Origin of the sequence: Lentzea sp. NEAU-D7 (assembly GCF_026242055.1) — a bacterium.
GTDB lineage: Bacteria > Actinomycetota > Actinomycetes > Mycobacteriales > Pseudonocardiaceae > Lentzea.
Genome location: NZ_JAPJDL010000004.1, coordinates 348,711 through 369,477 on the forward strand (window position 1 = coordinate 348,711; position 20,767 = coordinate 369,477).

General features: G+C 68.4%; 20 protein-coding genes. 11 read left to right on the plus strand and 9 right to left on the minus strand.

What is annotated here, in order from left to right; all coding sequences use genetic code 11:
• Nucleotides 1–412: 412 nt before the first annotated feature.
• Nucleotides 413–1,111, minus strand: a complete 699-nt coding sequence (locus ORI60_RS11700) for a hypothetical protein (RefSeq protein ID WP_266037095.1) — start codon at nucleotides 1,109–1,111, stop codon at nucleotides 413–415.
• Nucleotides 1,112–1,798: 687 nt separating this feature from the next.
• On the opposite strand from ORI60_RS11700, the gene ORI60_RS11705 reads away from it, so the two are divergent.
• The 5 genes from ORI60_RS11705 to cas7c all read left to right on the plus strand — a co-directional run bounded on the left by ORI60_RS11705 (nucleotide 1,799) and on the right by cas7c (nucleotide 7,738).
• Nucleotides 1,799–1,960 carry a hypothetical protein gene (locus tag ORI60_RS11705; RefSeq protein WP_266037096.1) on the plus strand — a complete coding sequence of 54 codons (162 nt, stop codon included), beginning with the start codon at nucleotides 1,799–1,801 and terminating at the stop codon, nucleotides 1,958–1,960.
• A 273-nt stretch (nucleotides 1,961–2,233) separates the two neighbouring features.
• On the plus strand, nucleotides 2,234–4,396 hold the full coding sequence (gene cas3 / locus ORI60_RS11710; protein ID WP_266037097.1) for a CRISPR-associated helicase Cas3': 2,163 nt from the start codon (nucleotides 2,234–2,236) through the stop codon (nucleotides 4,394–4,396).
• Nucleotides 4,393–5,052, plus strand: a complete 660-nt coding sequence (cas5c, locus tag ORI60_RS11715; RefSeq protein WP_266037098.1) for a type I-C CRISPR-associated protein Cas5c — start codon at nucleotides 4,393–4,395, stop codon at nucleotides 5,050–5,052. The genes cas3 and cas5c overlap by 4 nt, the downstream gene beginning before the upstream one ends.
• The gene (gene cas8c, locus ORI60_RS11720) at nucleotides 5,052–6,836 is read left to right on the plus strand and encodes a type I-C CRISPR-associated protein Cas8c/Csd1 (protein ID WP_266037101.1); all 1,785 of its coding nucleotides are present in this window, start codon (nucleotides 5,052–5,054) and stop codon (nucleotides 6,834–6,836) included. The genes cas5c and cas8c overlap by 1 nt, the downstream gene beginning before the upstream one ends.
• Entirely contained in the window at nucleotides 6,833–7,738 is a 906-nt protein-coding gene (gene cas7c, locus ORI60_RS11725) for a type I-C CRISPR-associated protein Cas7/Csd2 (RefSeq protein WP_266037103.1), read from the plus strand. Before cas8c ends, cas7c begins: the two co-directional genes overlap by 4 nt.
• A 1,043-nt stretch (nucleotides 7,739–8,781) precedes the next feature.
• Here the strand turns inward: cas7c and ORI60_RS11730 are convergent.
• From ORI60_RS11730 to ORI60_RS11740, 3 genes are read right to left on the minus strand one after another with little or no spacing between them, the layout of a single operon-like run.
• Entirely contained in the window at nucleotides 8,782–9,177 is a 396-nt protein-coding gene (locus ORI60_RS11730) for a PRC-barrel domain containing protein (protein ID WP_266037105.1), read from the minus strand.
• Nucleotides 9,178–9,211: 34 nt separating this feature from the next.
• Nucleotides 9,212–9,745, minus strand: coding sequence for a DUF305 domain-containing protein (locus tag ORI60_RS11735; protein WP_266037107.1), 534 nt, complete (start codon nucleotides 9,743–9,745; stop codon nucleotides 9,212–9,214).
• Nucleotides 9,745–10,596 (minus strand): lytic polysaccharide monooxygenase auxiliary activity family 9 protein, encoded by an 852-nt coding sequence (locus tag ORI60_RS11740; RefSeq protein WP_266037109.1) that lies wholly within the window; start codon nucleotides 10,594–10,596, stop codon nucleotides 9,745–9,747. Before ORI60_RS11740 ends, ORI60_RS11735 begins: the two co-directional genes overlap by 1 nt.
• A 199-nt stretch (nucleotides 10,597–10,795) precedes the next feature.
• Between ORI60_RS11740 and ORI60_RS11745 the strand changes: the two genes are divergently transcribed.
• A complete protein-coding gene (locus tag ORI60_RS11745; RefSeq protein WP_266037110.1) occupies nucleotides 10,796–11,140 on the plus strand; it encodes a VOC family protein in 345 nt (114 codons plus the stop codon).
• A gap of 65 nt (nucleotides 11,141–11,205) precedes the next feature.
• Entirely contained in the window at nucleotides 11,206–11,451 is a 246-nt protein-coding gene (locus ORI60_RS11750; protein ID WP_266037111.1) for a DUF2630 family protein, read from the plus strand.
• 1 nt (nucleotide 11,452) lies between these two features.
• Here the strand turns inward: ORI60_RS11750 and ORI60_RS11755 are convergent, their stop codons facing one another.
• Both ORI60_RS11755 and ORI60_RS11760 read right to left on the minus strand, forming a co-directional pair.
• A complete protein-coding gene (locus tag ORI60_RS11755; protein ID WP_323055905.1) occupies nucleotides 11,453–11,917 on the minus strand; it encodes a GtrA family protein in 465 nt (154 codons plus the stop codon).
• Nucleotides 11,918–12,013: 96 nt separating this feature from the next.
• Complete coding sequence (locus ORI60_RS11760) at nucleotides 12,014–12,934, minus strand: AraC family transcriptional regulator (protein WP_266037113.1); 921 nt, start codon at nucleotides 12,932–12,934, stop codon at nucleotides 12,014–12,016.
• Between the two features lie 70 nt (nucleotides 12,935–13,004).
• Here ORI60_RS11760 and ORI60_RS11765 point away from each other — a divergent pair, with 70 nt between their 5' ends.
• Together ORI60_RS11765 and ORI60_RS11770 are read left to right on the plus strand one after the other, a co-directional pair.
• Nucleotides 13,005–13,631, plus strand: a complete 627-nt coding sequence (locus ORI60_RS11765) for a class I SAM-dependent methyltransferase (RefSeq protein WP_266037114.1) — start codon at nucleotides 13,005–13,007, stop codon at nucleotides 13,629–13,631.
• 123 nt (nucleotides 13,632–13,754) lie between these two features.
• Nucleotides 13,755–15,722: a WD40 repeat domain-containing serine/threonine protein kinase gene (locus tag ORI60_RS11770; protein ID WP_266037116.1), complete on the plus strand. Its 1,968-nt coding sequence runs from the start codon at nucleotides 13,755–13,757 to the stop codon at nucleotides 15,720–15,722.
• A 31-nt stretch (nucleotides 15,723–15,753) separates the two neighbouring features.
• On the opposite strand, the gene ORI60_RS11775 is transcribed toward ORI60_RS11770, so the two are convergent.
• Together ORI60_RS11775 and ORI60_RS11780 are read right to left on the minus strand one after the other, a co-directional pair.
• On the minus strand, nucleotides 15,754–16,053 hold the full coding sequence (locus tag ORI60_RS11775) for a hypothetical protein (protein ID WP_266037117.1): 300 nt from the start codon (nucleotides 16,051–16,053) through the stop codon (nucleotides 15,754–15,756).
• Nucleotides 16,054–16,080: 27 nt separating this feature from the next.
• Complete coding sequence (locus ORI60_RS11780) at nucleotides 16,081–16,548, minus strand: hypothetical protein (RefSeq protein WP_266037118.1); 468 nt, start codon at nucleotides 16,546–16,548, stop codon at nucleotides 16,081–16,083.
• A gap of 78 nt (nucleotides 16,549–16,626) precedes the next feature.
• On the opposite strand from ORI60_RS11780, the gene ORI60_RS11785 reads away from it, so the two are divergent.
• Together ORI60_RS11785 and ORI60_RS11790 are read left to right on the plus strand one after the other, a co-directional pair.
• Nucleotides 16,627–18,240 carry a purine-cytosine permease family protein gene (locus tag ORI60_RS11785; RefSeq protein WP_266037119.1) on the plus strand — a complete coding sequence of 538 codons (1,614 nt, stop codon included), beginning with the start codon at nucleotides 16,627–16,629 and terminating at the stop codon, nucleotides 18,238–18,240.
• A 51-nt stretch (nucleotides 18,241–18,291) separates the two neighbouring features.
• A complete protein-coding gene (locus tag ORI60_RS11790; RefSeq protein WP_266037120.1) occupies nucleotides 18,292–19,989 on the plus strand; it encodes a cation:proton antiporter in 1,698 nt (565 codons plus the stop codon).
• On the opposite strand, the gene ORI60_RS11795 is transcribed toward ORI60_RS11790, so the two are convergent.
• Complete coding sequence (locus ORI60_RS11795; RefSeq protein WP_266037121.1) at nucleotides 19,990–20,751, minus strand: GntR family transcriptional regulator; 762 nt, start codon at nucleotides 20,749–20,751, stop codon at nucleotides 19,990–19,992.
• Nucleotides 20,752–20,767: the final 16 nt, after the last annotated feature.

Here is a 20,767-nt window from a genome sequence, read left to right on the forward strand (position 1 = left end):
CGTGGGGGCGCCCTTCCCAGGGGGTCACCGGATCTGAGTCGGGGGCTGCCTGCTCGTTGCACTGGCAGGCAGCCCCCGACTGATCAGGCATCGGTACGCGGCCAGTGGATGGTGCTCGTCGGTGAGCGCGGCCAGTGCGGTCGCGATTTCCTCCTTGGATCGGAGGTGCCTGAGACGGTTCTGAACGCTTGACGTGTCCCGTGTTGGCCGATCGATCGTTGTTACTGCTAATCTCCCGATCATGACATCCTGTATTCAGATGAATACAGGATCTATCCAGGATGTGGGTGTTGGAATTCCTCTTCCGTGACCGCGACGCCAAATACCCGCGTTGATGGCAAGATCTTCGGCTGCACGGAACTCAAGCCTCAATGGAGCCCGGTCGTTCTGACTGGGACGACTGCTCGGTGCATCAGTAGTCGGGAAGAATCTTGCGGCGCAGGTCCGCCATCACCTCGGGACCGACGGCCTCGCGCGTAGAGTCAAGCAGTTGCCTGCACAGCTGCTTGATTCTGGCGAGATCCTCTCTGGCCGCCGCGATCTCGGCCCGGACGGCCAGCACCTGGTGCTGCTTCAGCGGCTTGCTGAGGTCTCGTACTTCCGCAACCCGCGCGGCACGCATGCCGTCGGCCGTGTCCAGCAGTCCGTCGCGATCGCTTCGCGATCCCTGGTCCAGGACGCGTTCCAGCGTGCCGCCCGGCAGGAAGAACAACGTGGTGGTGGAGAGCGAGCTGTCCTCGGCCCGGTGCGTCCACCTGGCCAACAGGCCGCCCTTGCGGTTCACGATCGGATTCAGCTCCAGAAGGATGTCCGCGTCGACGGTCGCCAGGAAATAGGCGCCGGTTTCCAACGACTGCCGCATGGACTCGATCCTGTCGGCCTGCACCGTGACCAGGCCCGTGAACTCGTCCGCGTCCACCGGCTCACCCTCGGTGGCCCTCTCAACCAGCATGAGCAGCCGTTCGCCACGCACGCAGATGCGCTGCAGATTCGTGACACTGCTGATCAGCACGTTGGCTACATGGATGTCCTTGGACCTGCGTTGAGCCGACATGAAGAGGTTGCCGAGCTTGGAAAGGATCTCGGCCAGCTGGCTCAACATCGCGAACATGACCACCAGTATGCCGAGCCGGGCTCAGCACCTGACCGCCCCCGCGAAGGCAGCGCCGGGGGGTGGTTTACCACGGCCACGTGAACGCGGTGCGGCTACGAATCGCGGTAAGGGTCGCGGCCAGGCTGAGCCTGACCGCGTGCTCGCCAGTACTCCCGGCGTTGAGCTCGAGTGTCGGTTGCGTGAGGCTGCGGGTGATGTCGAACTAGAGGGTAGCGCTGGGCGTCCGCGCTCAGCGAGGATCGCAACTACCGCGACGACACCAACAAGGGCTTCACCGGCCGCAGCTCTGAGCGTCCGCGCTCAGCGAGGATCGCAACTACGGCCGCGCCGTCAGCCAGCCCACCGGGAGCCTGGCAGCGCTGGGCGTTCGCGCACGGCGAGGATCGCAACCAGGCCGACAACGACCAGGTGCACCGGTACGGTAGAGGTAGCTCTGGGCCTCCGCGCTCAGCGAGGATCGCAACTACGAGGACGTCGCGTTCATGAAGGGCAACGGCGCGGGGCAGCGCTGGGCGTCCGCGCCCAGCGAGGATCGCAACCGTTACGCCAAACATCCGATCGTCCTGTGATGGGCAACGCTGGGCATCTGCGCTCAGCGAGGATCGCAACCTGACCGAGGAAATCGGTACGGACCGGGACATCCTCGAGGAGCGCTGGGCGTCTGCGCTCAGCGAGGATCGCAACATGCAGTGCACTTCGGTGTTGAACTCGGCGAGCTCGCAGCGCTGGGCGTCCGCGCTCAGCGAGGATCGCAACATCGCCTCGGCCCGCGAGGCAGTGCCGTGGCTCATGCAGCGCTGGGCGTCCGCGCTCAGCGAGGAGCGCAACTCCGAGGACCGCTGGTAAACCCTCCATCACGTCTCGCAGCGCTGGACGTCCGCGTTCAGCGAGGATCGCAACATCGGACGGTGGCCTCTCGTATGGCGTCGGCGAGGGCAGTGCGCGCCTGGAGTGCCAATTCGCGTTGCCCTAGAAAAATTGGTCCATTCGGGTGTAGCTGGCATCGGGTGGTGCTGAGCGTCCCGTTTTTGTCGGGGTGCGTCTCTATGGTCGCGTCGTTCGTCGGGGGACGGGCGATGTGAAGGGGTTTGGCTTGTGTGGGCGCATAGTCCCAGCAAGGTGACCGGACGCTGGCATCCGTTGGCTGACCATCTTCGGTCGACATCGATGCTGGCTCGTGGGTTCGCGGATGTGTTTGGCGCGGGCGATCTTGCCGCGGCGTTGGGTTTGGTGCACGACGCTGGAAAGGCGGCGTGTGCGTGGCAGGACAAGCTGGTCAAGGTCAATGCGACCGGCGACAGGGTGAACATCAACCACAAGAACCTGGGCGCTCTGCTGGTGCGTGACCGCGCGTTGGCGGCGGCGATGGCTGTCCTCGGGCACCACGGCGGCCTAGGGCATCCGCTGGATCTGACTAGCCTGTCGCCTGGGCCAGACGACGAGCAGACGCTTGCACGGTTCTTTGAGCTCGTTCCAGAAGCTCGTGTGTTGGCGGATGGGCCGCCGCTGCTGCCGGAGGCGTGGGGCGAGTCGATGCTGCTGGGGGAGATGGGTATCCGGCTGGTGTTCTCCGCGTTGGCCGATGCCGATCATCTGGACACGGGTGCGCACGCGGACGGTCTCGCCAAGCCGAGGGTCGCCGCGCCCGCAGACATGGCGGGGCTGGTGCAGCGGTTCGAAGCGAACCGGGAGCTGCTGCTCGCCGGCCGTGAACTGTCCGATGTGGATGTTCTGCGTGCCGTGCTGTACGACGACGTGGTGCGCAGGGCCGCTGGGAAGCCGGGTGTGTACCGGTTGCCCGCACCGACCGGGTCGGGCAAGACCATGACAGCGGCGGGTTTCGCGTTGCATCACGCGGCGCGGTACGGCAAGGCGCGGGTGATTGTCGCGGTGCCGTTCACGACCATCACGGAGCAGAACGCGGGTGTGTATCGGCGGCTCCTCGGTGCGGATGTGGTGCTGGAGCACCATTCGAACGCGGAGTTGGATGACCGTCGGCTGAGACTGGCGGCGGAGAATTGGGACGCGCCGTTCGTGGTGACCACGACGGTGCAGTTGTTCGACTCGTTGTTCGGTCGTAAGCCGGCACGGTCGCGCAAACTCCATCGGCTGGCGAACGCTGTGGTCGTGCTGGACGAGGTCCAGGCGCTTCCGGTGCCGCTGCTGGTGCCGATTCTGGATGCGCTGCGCGTGCTGTCACAGCATTTCGGTACGACGGTGCTGCTGGCGTCGGCGACTCAGCCGAGCTTCGAGCACCTTTCGGTGTGGAAGTCGCTGGACATCCGGCCACTGGTCGACGACCCCGTTGAACTGTTCACACGGCTCAAGCGCGTGCGCTACGAGTGGCAACTCGATCCGAAGCCGACTCTAGACGACATCGCTGGGCAGATCGCTGACGAGCAGCAGGCGCTGGTGATCGTCAACACCGTCGCCCATGCGCGCAGGCTGTACCGCTTGGTAGCGGACCGCCGGCCGGACGTCGCGGTGGTGCATCTGTCTACCCGGATGTGCCCGCGGCATCGAGAAGTAGCGCTCGCACGTATCCGGAAGCTGCTCGGCGACAAGGAGCCGGTGCTGGTGGTGTCGACCCAGCTGGTGGAGGCCGGGGTAGACCTCGACTTTCCCGTGGTCTTCCGCGCCCTGGCCCCGGCGGAATCGCTGCAACAGGCGGCTGGCCGGGCCAACCGCGAAGGCAGCCTGCCCGGCGGTGGGCGAGTGGTGGTGTTCGACGCTGCCGACGCCGCGGTGCCGGCGTTCTATCAGGCTGGGGTGGACAAGACCCGTGCCTTGTTCGGTGAGGGACGTGACCCTGATGACCCGTTGGCGCTGCAGGAGTACTACCGGCGGCTGTACATGGGGTTGAACGTCGACGAGGCCCGTCGAGGTGTGGTGATCCAGGACAACCGGGCAGAGCTTGACTTCCGGGCGGTCGCCGATGGTCCACGTATCGCTGGCGCCGGTTCGGCGCGAGATCGGCGGCTGGCGTTCCGCATGATCGACGAGGACCCGGTCACGTTGATCGTGACGAGCTGGGATGAGCAGGGCGACGCCGCGGAGTTGCTGCGTGAGCTGCGGGCGGGAGAACGGCCGGCGGGTGCGTTGCTGAGGGAGCTGCGCGGCTACATGGTGTCGGTGCCGCAGGTAGTGGCGTCGGCGGCGCAGGTGCGGGCGTTGTGCCGTCCGGTCGTGCAGGGCCACGACGAACTGTGGGAGTGGTGCGGTGAGTACGACCCGCATGTGGGGCTGGACGAGGGCGATATCGCTAAGGAGACAGTGTGGTGAGTCCGGTGTTGCCGCGGTCGAAGTCAGGCGCGCCTCCGGTAGTGGTGCAGGTGTGGGGCGACGCGGCGTTGTTCACGCGACCGGAGTTGAAGGTCGAGCGGGTGTCCTACCCGGTGATGACACCGTCCGCCGCGATCGGCGTGCTGGAGTCGATCTACTGGAAGCCGCAGTTTCGGTGGCGGGTGGTGGCGATTGAGGTGTTGTCTCCGATCAAGCAGTTCACCCAGCGCCGCAACGAGACGACCGATATCGCTTCCCTCGCCGATGCCGCGTCCGGCAAGCGCCGGTTGGACACCGTCGCGAACCGGGTGCAGCGCAACGCGGTGTGCTTGCGCGACGTCGCGTATCGCATCCACGCTCACGTCGAGCTCGCCCCCAAGGCCGACAAGCCGGAGGCCGCGTATCGCGATCAGTTCCGCCGCCGCGTCACCCGCGGCAGCTGTTTCTCCCAGCCTTACCTGGGGGTGCGGGAGTTCACCGCGTTCTTCAGCGACCCTGACGACCGGGAAGCCCTGGCGCACCGTGAAGAACTCGGCGTGATGTTGCACTCGGTCGACCACTCCACCACGCCACCGTCGTTCACCTGGTTCAAGGCAGAGCTCAACGACGGTGTACTGCACGTGCCCGAACACGGCATCCCCGCGGTGGAGGCCTGATGCTGCTGCACCGCCTGGTCAAGCAAGCCGAGCAGGACCCTTCGGCCAAACCCTTCCATCGGCCGCTGCGCTTCGACTGGGAGCTGCGCCTCAATCCCGACGGCACACTGTCCGGGGACCGCCTGGAATCCCTGGTCGCACCTGACGCGGCCGGAAAACCGCGTGGCGCCGAGCATGCAGTTCCGGCTGTGACCCGCACTGTCGGCGTGGCACCCAATCTGGCCGCGGACGACGTGCAGTACGTGCTCGGCTGGGACGACGCCGACAGCAAACCCGCGCGGGTGGCGCAGTGCCACGCCGCGTTCATCGAGCTCACACAGCGATGGGCCGACAGCGCCGAAGGGCAGGAAGACCCGGTCGCGCAGGCCCTGGCACGGTTCTACCGCTCCGGGGAGGTAGCCCGGCTGCTGCGTGAACCCGACGCCACCAGCAAACAGCGCGTGCTGATCACCGTTGGCGCCACGCCCGCCTACCGCTCTTCCTCGGTGTCCGCGTTCTGGGCCGCGGAGGTGACGCGCCGCAAAGGCGGCGGGAAACGCGGGCTCTGTTTGGTGTGCGGTCACGTCGGGCCGCTGCTGGACACCCTTCCCGGGAAGGTGCCGGCGCGGCTCGTTCCCGGCGCCACTAACGACGCGGCGTTGGTCAGTGTCAACGAACGCGTCTTCGGCTATGACCTGACCACGCAGCTGACCTGCTCACCGATCTGCATCCCGTGCGGAGAAGGCGTGTCGGCCGGCCTGGTCCGCGTGCTCGACTCGGACAACACCACCTCCTACGAAGGGCAGGACAGCCGCCTGGCGTGGTGGGTCACCGAGCCGGTACAGCGCAACCCGATGAAGCTCATCCTGGACGCCGACCCCAAGCAGATAGACGCCCTGATCTCGTCAATCCATTCCGGCACAGCCGCAGTGGAGGTGGACACCACCAAGTTCTGTGCGTTGACCGTCGGCGGCAACGTCGCCCGTGTCATGGTCCGCGACTGGCTGGAAATGCCACTGTCCACAGTGGAAGAAAATGTCGTGGCGTGGTTCGACGACCTGGACATGGTCACGCTGCACCCCGACGAACTCGTCCGGCAGCCCCTGCAACGACTCGTCCGGGTCACCGGACGCTGGAAGCGCACCGAGCGCCGCTACGCATTCCTTGGCGTCAAGGGGTCAGCGCATCCTCACGAGGCTCAGCATGACCTGCTCAACGCGGCGCTACGTAAGACGTCACTGCCTCCGTCGTTGCTGACCCACCTGCTCAACCGCGTCCGCACAGACGGACGCCTGGACACACCTCGCGCGGCACTGCTGCGCCTGATGCTGCTGCGCTCACACCTGACCACGGAGAAACCGATGCCAGGACTGGACGAGTCCAACACCGATCCCGCCTACGTCGCAGGCCGCGTGTTCGCTGCCCTGGACGCGCTGCAGTACGACGCCTTCGACGGCAAGCTCAACACCACCTACGCCAACCGCTACCTCGCGGGCGCCATCACCAACCCCCGCGCCGCCCTGCTCGCCGGCAGCAAACTCGCTGACGCCTGGCTGCGGAAGTTCCGCGGTCCACGCAAGGGGACCGGCGTCAATCACAGCCGGGAACTAACCGCATTGTTCGGCCTGCTCGACGCTGCCAACGGCATCCCGTACCGCACCACGCCCGCGCAGCAGGCGATGTTCCTGCTGGGCTACCACCACCAGCGCGCCCACCGGTTCGCCGTCCTGCGTGAACGCGCCGCCGCCCGCGCTACCGCCTCCACGCCCTCCAGCACTGAATCCGACCAGGAGATCACCGCATGACCAGCGTCCAGCCGCACCTCGACCCGACAGTCCGTCACGACATGGTGTTCCTGTTCGACGTCACCGACGGCAATCCCAACGGCGACCCGGACGCGGGCAACCGCCCCCGCACCGACGACGAAAGCGGACAAGGCCTGGTCACCGACGTCGCACTCAAGCGCAAGATCCGCGACACCCTCGCCCTGGCCGCCGCAGACAACCCCCGCTACGGCATCTTCGTCCAAGCCGGATACGCGCTGAACCCCCGCCTCGAACAGTCCTACGCCGACAACGGCCTCAAACTGGGCGCCAAGATCACCAAGGAAGACGCGGCACGGGCACGTGCGTGGCTGTGTGACCGGTACGTCGACATCCGCCTGTTCGGCGCCGTGCTCTCCGTCGGCAAAACCCAGGCACTGGGCCAGATCCGCGGACCCCTGCAGCTCAGCATGGCGCGCAGCATCGACCCCGTCTATCCCGCCGACCACGCCATCACCCGCGTCACGCAGACCAGGCAGGAAGACATCGACAAGGGCGAGACCACCGAGATGGGCGGCAAGTGGACCGTCCCCTACGGCCTGTACAAAGCCGAGCTCTACTACTCGGCCACGCGTGCTCGTGAGACCGGCGTGGACGTCACCGACCTCGACCTGCTCTACCGCACGCTTGAGATGATGTTCGACCACGACCGCTCCGCCACCCGAGGCACCCTCACCCCACGCGGCCTGTACGTCTTCAGCCACTCCGACGCCTTCGGCGCCGCGCCGGCACACCGGCTCACCGAACGCGTCACGGTCACCCGCCGCCACACCGGTAGCGACAACCCGACCGGCGCGCCAGCGCGCGCGTTCACCGACTACGACGTCTCGGTGAACGAGACCGACCTGCCCCGCGGCGTGACGATGACGAAGCTGGTCAGCTAGGTCGAGGTGTGATGACCGATGACGACACGGTGGCAGGTCGCCGCCTGTGCAGCGCTGGACGTCCGCGCCCAGCGAGGATCGCAACATGGTCTACAACGACCAGACGTCTCTCCGACTCCCAGCGCTGAGCGTTAGCGTCCAGCGAGGGTCGCAACCTGGAGAACCTCGTCAGTGCCGACTATCACGAGCACGCAGCGCCGGGCGTCCGCTTGGCGAGGATCGCAACAGGTAGCAGATGACGAGGTTGGCGACCCAGGCCAGGGAGAGCGCTGGGCGTCTGCGTTCAGCGAGCATCGCAGCGCGGGGGGACAACCCCGCCGCCACCGGACATGTCGAAGGCAGCACTGGGCGTCCGCGCTCAGCGAGGATCGCAACACGTCTTCGCGTGTGCAGTACCAAACTCGGGTCATCAGCAGCGCTGGGCGTCCGCGCTCAGCGGGAAATCGCAACTGCACCGAGCTGCGGTAGCTGGCCGGAGAGGTCACCGGCAGCGCTGGGCGCCGCGCTCAGTGAGGATCGCAACACGACCAACGTCGAGTTCGGCCACGACGTAGCCACGCAGCGCTGGGTGTCCGCGCTCAGCGAGGATCGCAACGCGGCGTGCCGGGCGTGGTGTGGCAGGTCAAGAATGTGCAGCGCTGGGCGTCCGTGCTCAGCGAGGGTCGCAACGAGGCCATCGACGGACCCCTTGAGTCGCTGGTCCGTTCGCAGCGCTGGGCGTCCGCGCCCAACGAGGATCGCAACAAGATCGTGTGCGCGACCCCGGACGACGTGCGCGAAGCAGCGTTGGGTGTCCGCGCTCAGCGAGGATCGCAACACCCCGTACGGTCAACCCCAGTACGGCGGCCTCATGGCAGCGCTGGGCGTGCGCGCTCAGCGAGGATCGCGACTGGCCGATCACGGCGAACCCACGAGCCTTACCGATCGTGGGAGCACCCTTCGGGAGCAATCGGGGAGCGGAACCATGCGTTCAACGTTCCAATACGTTCCTCAACGAACTTGAACGGACCCGCGCTGACCTGCAAGAGTCGTTTTTCCGCAGGTCAGCGCGGATTGGTGCGATAACTCTCGGCGTAGTACTCGTCGGTGCGCTTGCGGTAGTTCTCGTGGTCGTCCGCGTCGTACTCCGGCGCGTTCTTGATCTGTTCCTTCGTGCGGTCGACGTGGACCTTGCGTTCCGCGTGGTCCACGTGCCGCACGGTGCCGACCGGGAGCACGACCTTGCGGCCGAAGATCCACGGGCCGGTGTCGACCATCAGGCAGTCGTGCGGCACCTTGGCGTTGTCCTGGTCGATCTTGCCGATGCCACCGTCGGTGGCTTCGACCTCGTAGCCGATCAGGCCGGTGTCGGGGCGATCCGCGAGGTCCTGGTCCTGGTCCGGCTCATCGGCCCACGACGGATCACGCCACACCCACGGGACGAACGGGACGGGTTGCATGTCGGCCTCCTTCGGTCCCGCACGGGGTACCCCGTCACGCCCTGTCGAGGAACTTCTTCATCATGCCGATCTGCGCGGTGCGGGACTTGTCGATCCGGTCGGCGAGGTCCTTCACCTCCCGGTTCGCGCCGCTGCCCGTCTCCCACCGCGCCATCTGCACGGCGTCGTCCTGGTGGGCGATCATGACGTTGAGCAGGCGCTGGTCGAACTCCGCGCCGCGCAACGCGGTCAGCCTCGCGACCTCCTCGGGGTCGGACTGCCGCATGCCGCCGTGGCCCGTGTGCGAGTCCGGTGGCGCCGTCAGCGGTTCACCCCACGCGGTCAGCCAGCCCTTCATCGTGTCGGCCTCGGTCGCCTGGGTCTGCGCGATCGCGGCCGCCAGCATGCGCAGCTCCTCGTTCTGCGCCCGGTCCCGCGCGAGGGCGACCATCTCCACTCCCTGCTGGTGATGGGGCAGCATCATCTGCAGGAACATCACGTCCAGAGGATCGCCGCGCAACACGGCGTCCGGCTGCGTGGCCGCGCAGCCGGACACCGCGAAGGCGAGCGCCAGCAGGAAGAACCGCATCAGAGGCGTCGCCAGAGTGCGGGCGTGGCAGGCGGTTCCCAGCCGGCGATGGCGGTGTGCGCGAGCTGGCACTCGTAGTTCACACCGTTGTAGGTGACGCGGTTGCCGACCGAGTAGGTCGTGCCCGCGGCCCACGTCCCGCCCGCCGGCGGCTGGGTGGTCGTCGTGGTCGTCGGCGGCTGGGTCGTGGTGGTCGTGGTCGGCGGGGTGGTGGTGCCGCCGCCGAAGTCGACGTCCGAGCACGTGTAGAACGCCTCGTTGCTGCCGACCACGCGCTGCCAGATCGAGTAGAGGACGTGGCGGCCCGAGCGGTTCGGGAGGTTCAGCGTCCAGTTCGTGAACGTGCTGGGGTTCTGGCCGTTGAACGTCTGGATGTGCACGAGGTCCGACCAGCGCAGCGGCTGAGTCGGGTGCCAGCCGTCCCTGGTGATGTAGAACTCGAAGTTGCTGTTCGAGTGGGGTGCCGACGCGTGGTAGGTCACGGTCAGCGGTCCTGGCGAGACCCGCTTGGCGGGCCAGTCGGCGCGTTGCAGGTCGAGACCGCGGTACTTGTCGCGGCCCGCGCTGCAGAGCTTGCCGTCCGGGATGAGCTGGCGGTGGCGCCCGCCGGCCTCGAGCAGCGAGACCTCGTTCCAGTCGTAGTAGGCCTGCGTGCCCCCGGCGGCCACGGCCGCCTTGCACGCGTCGGACTTCGGGGTCTCCGGTCCCTCGTTCTTGCACGTGTAGACCCGGCTGGCCGGATCGGACATCGTGCCGTGGGCGATCGCGGGTGTCGTGGGCACGATGAACGCGACGACGACCGCGGTGGTGGCGGAGAGGCTTGCTAGGGCTAGCCGAGCACGTGTCTTCACAACGCCTCCTGGCAGGCGGAGGTGGCGACCACTTCCGCTGAGGAGGTGGCGCGCGTGACGGGTCGGCGGCCCTGTTCACAAGGGTAAACAATTGGTTGAACCAGTCGCTTGCACCAAGCGGGCGAATCGCCGCTGGCGCGATGAGTTCAGAGCGCGTCGCCGGTCCACCCCTGCAAGACGAGTGGAGGGGGTGGACCGCATGGACCTGCACAGCGTGATGTGCGTGAGCGACCTGGCGAGGTCGCTGGAGTGGTACGGCGTGTTCTTCGGCCGTGAGGCGGACGAGATCATCGGCGACGAGCACCTCTGGCAGGTGGGGGAGAACGCCTACGTCGTGCTCGACGCCCGCGACGTGCGGTCGTCGCGCGTGGGCGGCTCGATGGTCACGTTCGGGGTGGAGCTGAGCGAGTTCGAGGGGGCGCTGGACAGGCTCGCCGCTCACGGGATCCGGCACGAGCCCGTCGAGACGTACTCCAACGGGGTGCGGCACGTCGAGGTGCTGGATCCGGACGCCAACAGCCTGTCGCTCGCGGCACTGCCGTAGGGCCGGGGCCCGCGGGTGGTCGTAGAGTCGGGAAGGTCAGCCGCTTCGAGACAGGACAGGCGCAGATGAGCGACGAGAACGTGCTGGGCCGCATCAACGAACTGGTCGACGAGGAGCACAGGCTGCGCCAGCAGCTCGCGTCCGGGGAGATCTCCACGGACGAGGAGCACGCCCGGTTGCGGTCCCTGGAAGAAGCCCTCGACCAGTGCTGGGACCTGTTGCGGCGGCGCCGCTCGGCCCGGTCGCAGGGTGAGAACCCCGAGGACGTCCCGGCTCGTTCGGTCGGCGAGGTCGAGGGCTACCTGCAGTAGGTCAGACCTTCGCGTCGCGGAAGACGACCCAGCGCATCACGCTGTACATGAACGCGGCCTCGCACGCGCCGGCGACGATCCGGGACAGGTGGTACTGCAGGCCGATCTCGGTCAGCGCGCTGCCGACGCCGAGGATGAACGCCAGGTAGTTGATCACGATCGCGACGGCGTACAGACCCGCCTGCGGTCCGACGGGCGCGTGCGAGCGGAAGTTCAGGGCCCGGTTGAGCACGAAGCTCAGGCCGAACGCGAGCACGTAGGCGATCGTGAACGCGAGCAGCACCGGCAGGCCGAGGCCGCTGCGGAACGCGGTGAGCAGCAGCAGGTCGACGCCGAACGTGAACCCGTTGATCAGGGCGAACCCGAGCAGGCTCGGCGCCACGACGCGGGACAGGCCCAACGGCAGCCGCTTCACCACGACTTCCATCAGGTCGTGGAACCTCGTACCGAGGTCTCTGTCGTCCATCGTGGGCGTCCCGCCGGTCATGGTCACGACAGTGCCACGGCGCGGAGGGATGAATGCGACGAAACGCCCCTTGATCGACAGGCCGTCCGCAGGAGTTCAGCGGGCGTTCAGGTGGTTGAACCGCCGCCAACGCGTGGGGCTCATCCCGTGCAGCTTGCCGAAGGTCCGCGCGAAGTAGCCCGCGTCCGAAAAGCCCACCTGCCGCCCGATGTCGCCGACCGGCAGGTCCGTGACGGCCAGCAGCCGCCGCGCCTGGACCATCCGGCGCTCGGTGATCCACTCCTGCACGGTGCGGCCGGTCCGCCTGCGCACCGTCGAGGTCAGGTGGCCGGGGGAGATGCTGACCGCGGCGGCGACCTCGCGCAGCGACAACGGTTCCGGGTAGCGCCGTTCGATCACGTCGAACACCTCGGCGAGCAGCGGTTCGGCGTTCTCGCGCAGGTCGCCGACGACGTCCGCGGCCAGCCTGGACACCCCGACCAGCAGCAGAGTCAGGTGCGCCGGCACGGCTTCGCGGTAGCCGTCGCCGCGGTGCCGCAGTTCGTCGTGCAGCGCCTCGATGCGCGCGGTCCACGCTGCGCGTTGGTCCTGGGGGACCTTGAGCCGCAACGCCCCGGTCGCGCCGCCGTGGACGAACGGGAACAGCAGCGGGTGCGTGCGCCACGCCAGGTGCGCGCCCGGCGTCTCGGGGCCGAGCGCGTCGGCGGTGAAGAAGACGCCCCAGCCGCGGGCGCCGAGGAGGTCGTCGCTGCGGGCCTGGCCCATCACGTCGCCGGGCGCGATGACGAACAGGTCGCCGGCCTCGACCTGCCTGACCTGCCTGCCGTGGCGGACCACGCCGCCCGAGGCGGAGAAGTAGGCGATGCCGGGGAAGTCGTGGGAGTGGGCCTCGTGCGCGCCGTCGAAGTCCGCGCCGTGCCCGAGCGGGACGACCGCCACGGACAGCTCGCCGGGGGCCGGCCGCCAGGCGTACTGCGCGGGCTCGTCGCCCCTCAGGGGTGTCCGCTGGGTTCGCACCGTCAAATCGTCCCATTCAAACCGTGGATCGGCACAGAAATACTGCTCTGACAGCAGAGAGAATCAACGCATGACCGAAGTATCGTCCCAGGAGCGGGACTACCTGCCGGGCATGGGCAAGCACTACCTCCTGCCCCTCTACGAAGTGGTGCACCTGGTGTCAGGGCTCGCCGGCGTGCACGGCGAGATGGTCGCGGCGGCCGGGCTGCGGGCCGGGCAGCGCGTGCTGGACGTCGGCTGCGGCACCGGGAACCTGTTGCGGACCACCGGAAAGCGTCATCGGGACGTCGAGCTGTTCGGCGTGGACCCCGACCTGAAGATGCTGGCGCGGGCGGAGCGCAAACTGCGCCGCGCGGGGCTGCGGGCGAGGCTGGACAAGGGGTTCGCGCAGGAGCTCGCGTTCCCCGATGCCTCGTTCGACGCCGTCTTCTCCAGCCTGATGCTGCACCACCTCGACACCCCGTCGAAGGACGAGATGCTCGCCGAGGTCCGGCGCGTGCTGCGGCCCGGTGGCGTGCTGGTGCTGGCCGACGCCGTGTTCCACGACCACGGAACCATGAAGGACCACCTGCTCGACAACGTCGGCGACGCCGTGCCGAAGCGGATCGCCGCGGCCGGGTTCACCACCGAGCCGACCAGGACGCGCAAGCTGCGGATGTTCGGGGCGGTCGGGATCGAGGTCGCGAAGGTCCACTAGGGACAGGTCCATTGTCGACCGATTGAGTGCGCACGATGTTTCTTTGGTGCCAACAGTTTCAATCGATTGCGAACTTGCCGGTTACCGTCGTGGGAGCGTGTTCCCCCATCTAAGCTGCCCGCCGTGACAGATGCGACGGGAAGTCTGGTGGCGCAGCGCTACCGGCTCGTTCAGGTGATCGGCACCGGCGGCATGGGCCGGGTGTGGCTCGGCCGTGACGAGGTCATCGGTCGCGAGGTGGCCATCAAGGAACTGCTGCTGCCCGCCGGGCTCGACGAGCAGCAGCGGGCGTTGCTGTGCCAGCGCGCCATGCGCGAGGCGCAGCTCGCCGGCCAGCTCAACCACCCCGGCATCGTCACCGTGCACGACGTGGTCGAGTACAACGGCACCCCGATGATCGTGATGGAGTTCGTCCGCGGCGGGTCGCTGTCCGACGCCATCAGGGCGCGGGGCGCTCTGCCCCCGGACCAGGTCGCCTACATCGCCACGTCGATGCTCAGCGCGTTGCGGGTGGCGCACCAGGCGGGGATCGTGCACCGCGATCTCAAGCCCGCCAACGTCCTGCTGTCCGGCGACCGGGTCGTGATCACCGACTTCGGCATCGCCAGGCTCACCGGCGACGTCCCGCTGACCACGGACGGCTCCATCGTCGGCACGCCCGCGTACATGGCGCCCGAGCAGGGCACCGGCGCGCCGATCAGCCCGGCGACGGACCTGTGGTCGCTCGGCGCCACCCTCTACGCCGCCGTCGAGGGCAGGCCGCCGTACCAGGGCCAGGACTTCATGACGACCCTGTCGATGCTGCTCACCCAGGAGCCACCGCCGCCGCAGCGCGCCGGGCACCTCGCGTCGCTGCTCGGCGCCCTGCTGCGCAAGAACCCCGCCGACCGCGCCACGGTCGACCAGGCTCTCGCCATGCTCGCCGGCGTGCCCGTCGTGCTGCCCGTCCCGGCGAAGTCCGGCGTCAGCAGGCGCACCGCGCTGCTGGCCGGCGTCGGCGCGGTCGTGGCGGTGGGCGGCGGCACCGCGTGGTGGCTCGGTTCCAGGAAGAACGACGGCGACGCGGCGCGACTGCCGTCCACCGGCGACAACAAGGCGGCCTCGAACAAGGAGGGCGGCTCCGAGGAGTCGACGACCTCGCCGGCGTCCGAGCCGGGCCGTCCGGAGGAGTTCACCGAGCACGTCCAGCTGGTCGACCACAAGGAGTCGGTGTCGTCGATCGCGTGGAGCCCGGACGGCAGGATCCTCGCCAGCGCCGAGGACGGCCTGGGTGACGGAGGTGCCCTCGTCCGCATCTGGGACACCACGACGAACAAGCTCATCGGCACCGTCCAGAACCCGGACGGCCCCGGCGGCGCGTCGGCCTGCGCCGTCGCGATCAGCCCGGACGGCAAGACCCTCGCGGCGGGCGGCAACCGCACCGGCGACTTCACCACGTACCTGTGGAACCTCGCCGACCGCTCGATGGTCGGCGGCCTGGACGACAGCCGCTCCATCATGAAGACCCTGCGCTTCCACCCGGACGGCAAGACGCTCGTCGGCGTCACCCACACCGGCCGCCTGCTGGTCTGGGACGTGGCGACGCGCAAGGTCAAGATCGGCCTGACCGAGGCGCGGGGCGGCGGCGAGCTGTCGTTCAGCCCGGACGGCAAGCTGCTCGCCTACGCGGGCAGCAAGTACCAGGAGATCAAGATCGTCGACCCGGCGACGGGCAAGACGGTCAAGACCATCAACGACTCGACCGGCGACGGCGGCTCGTTCTCGCCCGACGGCAAGACCCTGGCGGTCGTCGACGGCGACGGCCGGAACAGCATGCAGCTCTGGGACGTGCAGTCCGGCCAGAGCAAGGCGGTGTTCCCGCGCGCCGACGACGGTCTCACGCTGTCCAGCGCGCTGTTCCACCCGAACGGCAGGACGGTCGCGACCTGGGGGCAGGGCAACTTCGTCCAGCTGTGGGACGTGGAGTCCAAGAAGATCCGCGCCACGGTGATCGGAGCGGGTGGCCGGATCCAGACGGTGGCGTTCTCGCCGGACGGCAAGCGGATCGCGGCCGGGGGCGACGACAAGTCCGTGCGCATCTGGAAGATCTGAGGCTCGCGCCGCGAACCCGTGGCAGTGCTGGTCAGGTGGGATCGGTGAAGGAGACCGGTTTGCCGGTGGCGCGGGCGTACGCGATCTCCCTGCTCGTGGACTCGCCGACGTACCCGCCGGGGTTGACGACCACGACCCGGTCGGCCAGGTCGATCTTGCGCAGGTGGAGTGCGCCCAGCGCGGTCTTCTGCTCGTCGGTGATCACCTCATCTGTCTCGCCGGGCGCGAGCACGATGACACCTGCCGAGGTTAGGTCGCGGTTCGCCGCCCGCATCTCGGCCACGAACCGGGTGGAGCCGCAGAGGCAGACGATCTCAGGCCGGTCGGGCACGGCTCAGTCCTCCGGTCGGACGGGGCACTAGAGGCCTTCCAGTTCGAAGACGTCGATGCCGTGGCGTTCCAGCGTGTCCGCGAAAGCCTCGATGACGTTGTCGAGGATCCACTCGCAGCGGGCCCGCATGACCGCGCCGTCCGGCGTCCTGAACGCCGGGATGGTCGCGGTGAGCCGGGCGGCCGTCGGCCACTCGTTGTCGTACTGCCACAGTTCCGCGGCCGGGGTCAGGAAGATCCCGGCCTCCTTGAACACGCCGGGGTGGGTCGCGCTCGGGGTCCTGGCGGCCAGCACGAGCCACCCGGACGCGATCCGCACCTTCTGGCCGCCGACTGTGTCGTGCAGCGTGTGCTCGGCGGGGATCTGGTGGTTCGTCAGCAGGACCACGACCTTGCGCGCCCACTCCGAGATCGTCGCGGCCCGGTGCATCCACGCCTCGGCCGCCACCTCGTCGGCCAGCCTGCGCTCCTTCATGAACGCCACGAGATCATCCATGACAGGTGAACATAGCGTCATCGGCCCGTCACAAGCGGTGCGGCCGGCTGAAACGCGAGGTTCCTAGCGTCGAGGTCCATGACCCTTGACGAGGTTGTGGAGCGCGCTCCGGCTCCTGTGGCGTCCAAAGAGACGCTTGAGGACTACACCCTTCGGTTCGCGCCCAGGACGTACCGGCGCTGGACGCCCGCCGTCGTCGGGGCGTCCGCGCTGGGCGGCATCGCCTACATGGCGGACTTCTCGATCGGCGCGGGCATCGGTCTCGCGCACGGCACGGGGAACGCCCTGCTGGCCATCGGGTTCGCGGCGGTCGTCATCTTCGTGACCGGGTTCCCGCTGGCCTACTACGCGGCGCGGTACAACATCGACCTCGACCTGATCACCCGCGGGTCCGGGTTCGGCTACTACGGCTCGGTGATCACCAGCGTGATCTTCGCGAGCTTCACCTTCATCTTCTTCGCGCTCGAAGGCTCCATCATGGCGCAGGGCCTGCGGTACGCGCTGGGCATGCCGCTGTGGCTGGGGTACCTCGCGTCGACACTGGTGATCATCCCGCTGGTGATCTACGGGATGAGGGTGCTCGCGAAGCTGCAGAGCTGGACGAACCCGTTGTGGCTGCTGCTGATGGTGGCGCCGCTGCTCTACCTGGTGATCGCGGACCCGGACTCGGTGGGCCGCTGGCTCGCGTACGGCGACAGCGGCGTCAACACCGCGTCGGTCATGCTCGGCGCGGGGGTCTGCCTGTCGTTGATGGGGCAGATCGGCGAGCAGATCGACTACCTGCGGTTCATGCCGCCGCGCACCGCCGCGAACCGCCGGGCGTGGTGGACGTCGATGGTCCTGGCCGGTCCGGGCTGGGTGGTGTTCGGGGCGCTGAAGCAGGCGATCGGCGCGTTCATGGCGATCTACGTGCTCGACGCGGTCGGCAAGGTCGCGGCGGTGGAGCCGATCGAGCAGTTCACCGGGGTGTTCAAGCAGTTCATGCCGGCGTGGCTGGTGGTGCCGCTGGCGCTGGTGCTCGTGGTGCTGAGCCAGGTGAAGATCAACGTCACCAACGCCTACTCGGGCTCGCTGGCGTGGACGAACTCCTTCACCCGCGTCACGAAGCACTACCCGGGACGCCTCGTGTTCGTCCTGGTCAACCTCGCGATCGCGCTCGTGCTGATGGAAGCGGACATGTTCAGCTTCCTGAACAACCTGCTGAGCTTCTACTCCAACTGCGCGATGGCGTGGGTCGTCACGGTCGCGGCGGACATCGCGATCAACAAGTACCTGCTGAAGCTGTCGCCGAAGCAGCCGGAGTTCCGCCGCGGCATGCTGTTCGCGGTGAACCCGGTGGGCGTCGGGTCGTTCCTCGCCTCGTCGATCCTCTCCATCTCGGTCTACTTCGGACTGTTCGGCCCGGCGGTCCAGCCGTACTCGCCGCTGGTCGCGGTCGGCATCCCGATCGTGCTGACGCCGCTGCTCGCGGTCCTCACGCGAGGCCGGTTCTACCTGCGCCGCACCGACGACGGCATCGCGGAGCCGGTGCTCGACGAGGACGGCAACCCGAGCGCGACGCGGTACGACTGCGTGGTGTGCGGGGAGTCCTACGAGCGGCCGGACATGACGGCCAGTGCTCTGGGCGGTGAGATCTGCTCGCTGTGCCTGAGCACCGACCGTGAGGGGCGCCACGTGCTTCCGGCCTCCTGACCGGCGTGGCTGCGCGGGCGAGGTCCGTCCTGATGGGACAAACTGCACGTCATGCAGGAATGGGCCTTGCTCGCCGTCGCGGCCGTGCTGATCATCGTGGTGGTGTCCTACGTCGCGCCCGGACTGGGCGTGGCCGCGCCCGTGCTGCTCGTGCTCGTCGGCATGGGCTGCAGCCAGCTGCCGGGCGTGCCGCACCTGGTCGTCGAGCCGGAGTGGATCCTGGTGGTCGTGCTGCCGCCGATCCTGTACTCGGCGGCGGTGAACGTGCCGGTGGTCGACTTCAGGCGCAACTTCGCGACCATCGGAGCGCTGTCGGTGCTGCTCGTGGTCGTGTCCGCGTTCGGGACCGGCCTGCTGATCTGGTGGCTGCTGCCGGAGATCGGGTTCGCCGCCGCCCTCGCGCTCGGCGCGGTGATCAGCCCGCCGGACGCGGTCGCCGCCACGTCGATCGGCAAGAAGCTCGGCCTGCCACCCCGCCTCGTCACGATCCTCGAAGGCGAAGGGCTGGTCAACGACGCGACCGCGCTCGTGCTGCTGCGCACGGCCATCGTCGCGATCACCGCCAGCGTGTCGTTCGGCAGCGCGCTGGGCGACTTCGCCTACGCCGTGTCGGCCGGTGTCGCGATCGGTGCCGCCGTCGGCATCGTGTCGGTGTGGGCCAGGGCGCGGATTCAGGGCCAGCCGGTGCTCACGACCGCGATCTCCTACGTGGTGCCGTTCCTCGCGTTCATCCCGGCCGAGGAGGTGCACGCGTCCGGTGTGATCGCCGTTGTCGTGGCCGGGCTGATCACCGGTCATCAGAGCGCACGCAGGTTCACCGCGCACGACCGCATCTCCGAACGCACGAACTGGCGCACCATCCAGCTGTTGCTGGAGAACGGCGTGTTCCTGCTGATGGGCTTCGAGCTGACGTCCGTCATCGGTGCCGTGGCGGACGGCGAGGTGGCGCGGGCGCTCGTGCTCGGCGTGCTGGCCGCGGTGGCGCTGGTCGTGCTGCGCGTGGTGTTCACCATCCCGGTGATCGCCCTGCTGCGCCGCCAGCAACGCCGCGCGGACGCGTTCACCGGCAAGCTGGAGTCCTTCGTGGACCGCTTCACGGCGCGTGGTCCCGCGCCCGGCGAGGAGAAGCGGTACGAACGCGGAATCCGCATGCTGCAACGCAAGCAGGCCGACGTGGCGTTCTACGCGAGCGAAGGCCTCAGCTGGCGCGGTGGCGCGGTGCTCGCCTGGTCGGGCATGCGCGGCGTGGTGACGGTGGCGGCCGCGCAGACGCTGCCCGAGGACCTGCCACACCGCTCCGAGCTGATCCTGATCGCGTTCACCGTCGCCATCCTGACGCTGGTCGTGCAGGGCGGCACGTTGCCGCTGGTGATCCGGTGGCTGGGCATCCGCGGCAACGACGAGGACCGCGAACGCCGCGAGTACGCCCGGCTGGCGGGCGAGCTGGTGACGGCGAGCCGGACGCTGCTGGAGAGCTCGACGCTGTGCCGCGAGAACGGGGAGCCGTTCGACGAGCACCTGCTGGAGCAGACCCTGGAGCGGGTCGTCGCGATGAGCGAGGGCATCGAGAGGAAGCTGACCGAGCAGGACCCGGACAGGTCGATGCACCAACGCTTCGAGCTGCAGCGGATGATGGCGGACGCGCAGCAGAACGCGCTGCTTGACGCGCGTGCCAGCGGCACCTACGCCTCGCACACCCTGGAGAAGGCCCAGAACTTCGTCGACAGCCAGAGCACTCGGTTCATGTGATCAGAACGGGTCGCCGCTGACCCGTGCCTGCACGTCCACGGTGTTGCGCGGCGAGGCCCCGAGCGTCAGCCGCGAGACGATCCGGTACCGGTCGCCGCGGTAGATCGAGTGCACGTACTCGACCTGCCGGCCCTCGGCGTCCGTCGTCAGCCGCTCGAACAGCAGAGCCGGTGCCAGCACGGGAACGCCGAGCAGCGAGGACTCGGAGTCGTTCACCACCGTGGGCTCGATCGACTGCACGGCCTCGGAGACGTGGACGCCGTGCTCGCGCAGCCGTTCGTAGAAGTCGCCGGACTCCATGTCGTGCAACGTGAGCGCCGGTGCCACCGCGGCCGGCACGTGCAGGTGCTCCAGCGCCATCGGCTCGCCGTCGACCAGGCGCAGGCGGGCGATGTAGTGGATCTCGGCGGCGGGGGAGAGGTGCAGGCGGCGGCCCACCCTGGCGCCGGCGGCGATGCGGGCGTGCTCGAGCACGCGGGACGACCAGGTGCCCGACGCCTGGGGCAGGGACATGGATCCGGTGTCGGAGACCATCTCCTGGGTGATCTTGGCGCGCGCCACGAAGGTGCCCCGGCCGTGCTGGCGGACGAGCAGGCCGGTGTTGACCAGTTCCTCCACGGCGGAGCGGACGGTGGGGCGCGACACCGAGAGCTGCTGGCACAGCACGCGTTCGGCGGGGATCGGGGCGCCCGCCGGGTGGGTCTCGATGAGCTCGAGCAGGTGGTCGCGAACGCGCTCGCGCTTCAGGATCGCTTCGGCCATGCCTCTCCGCTTCGTC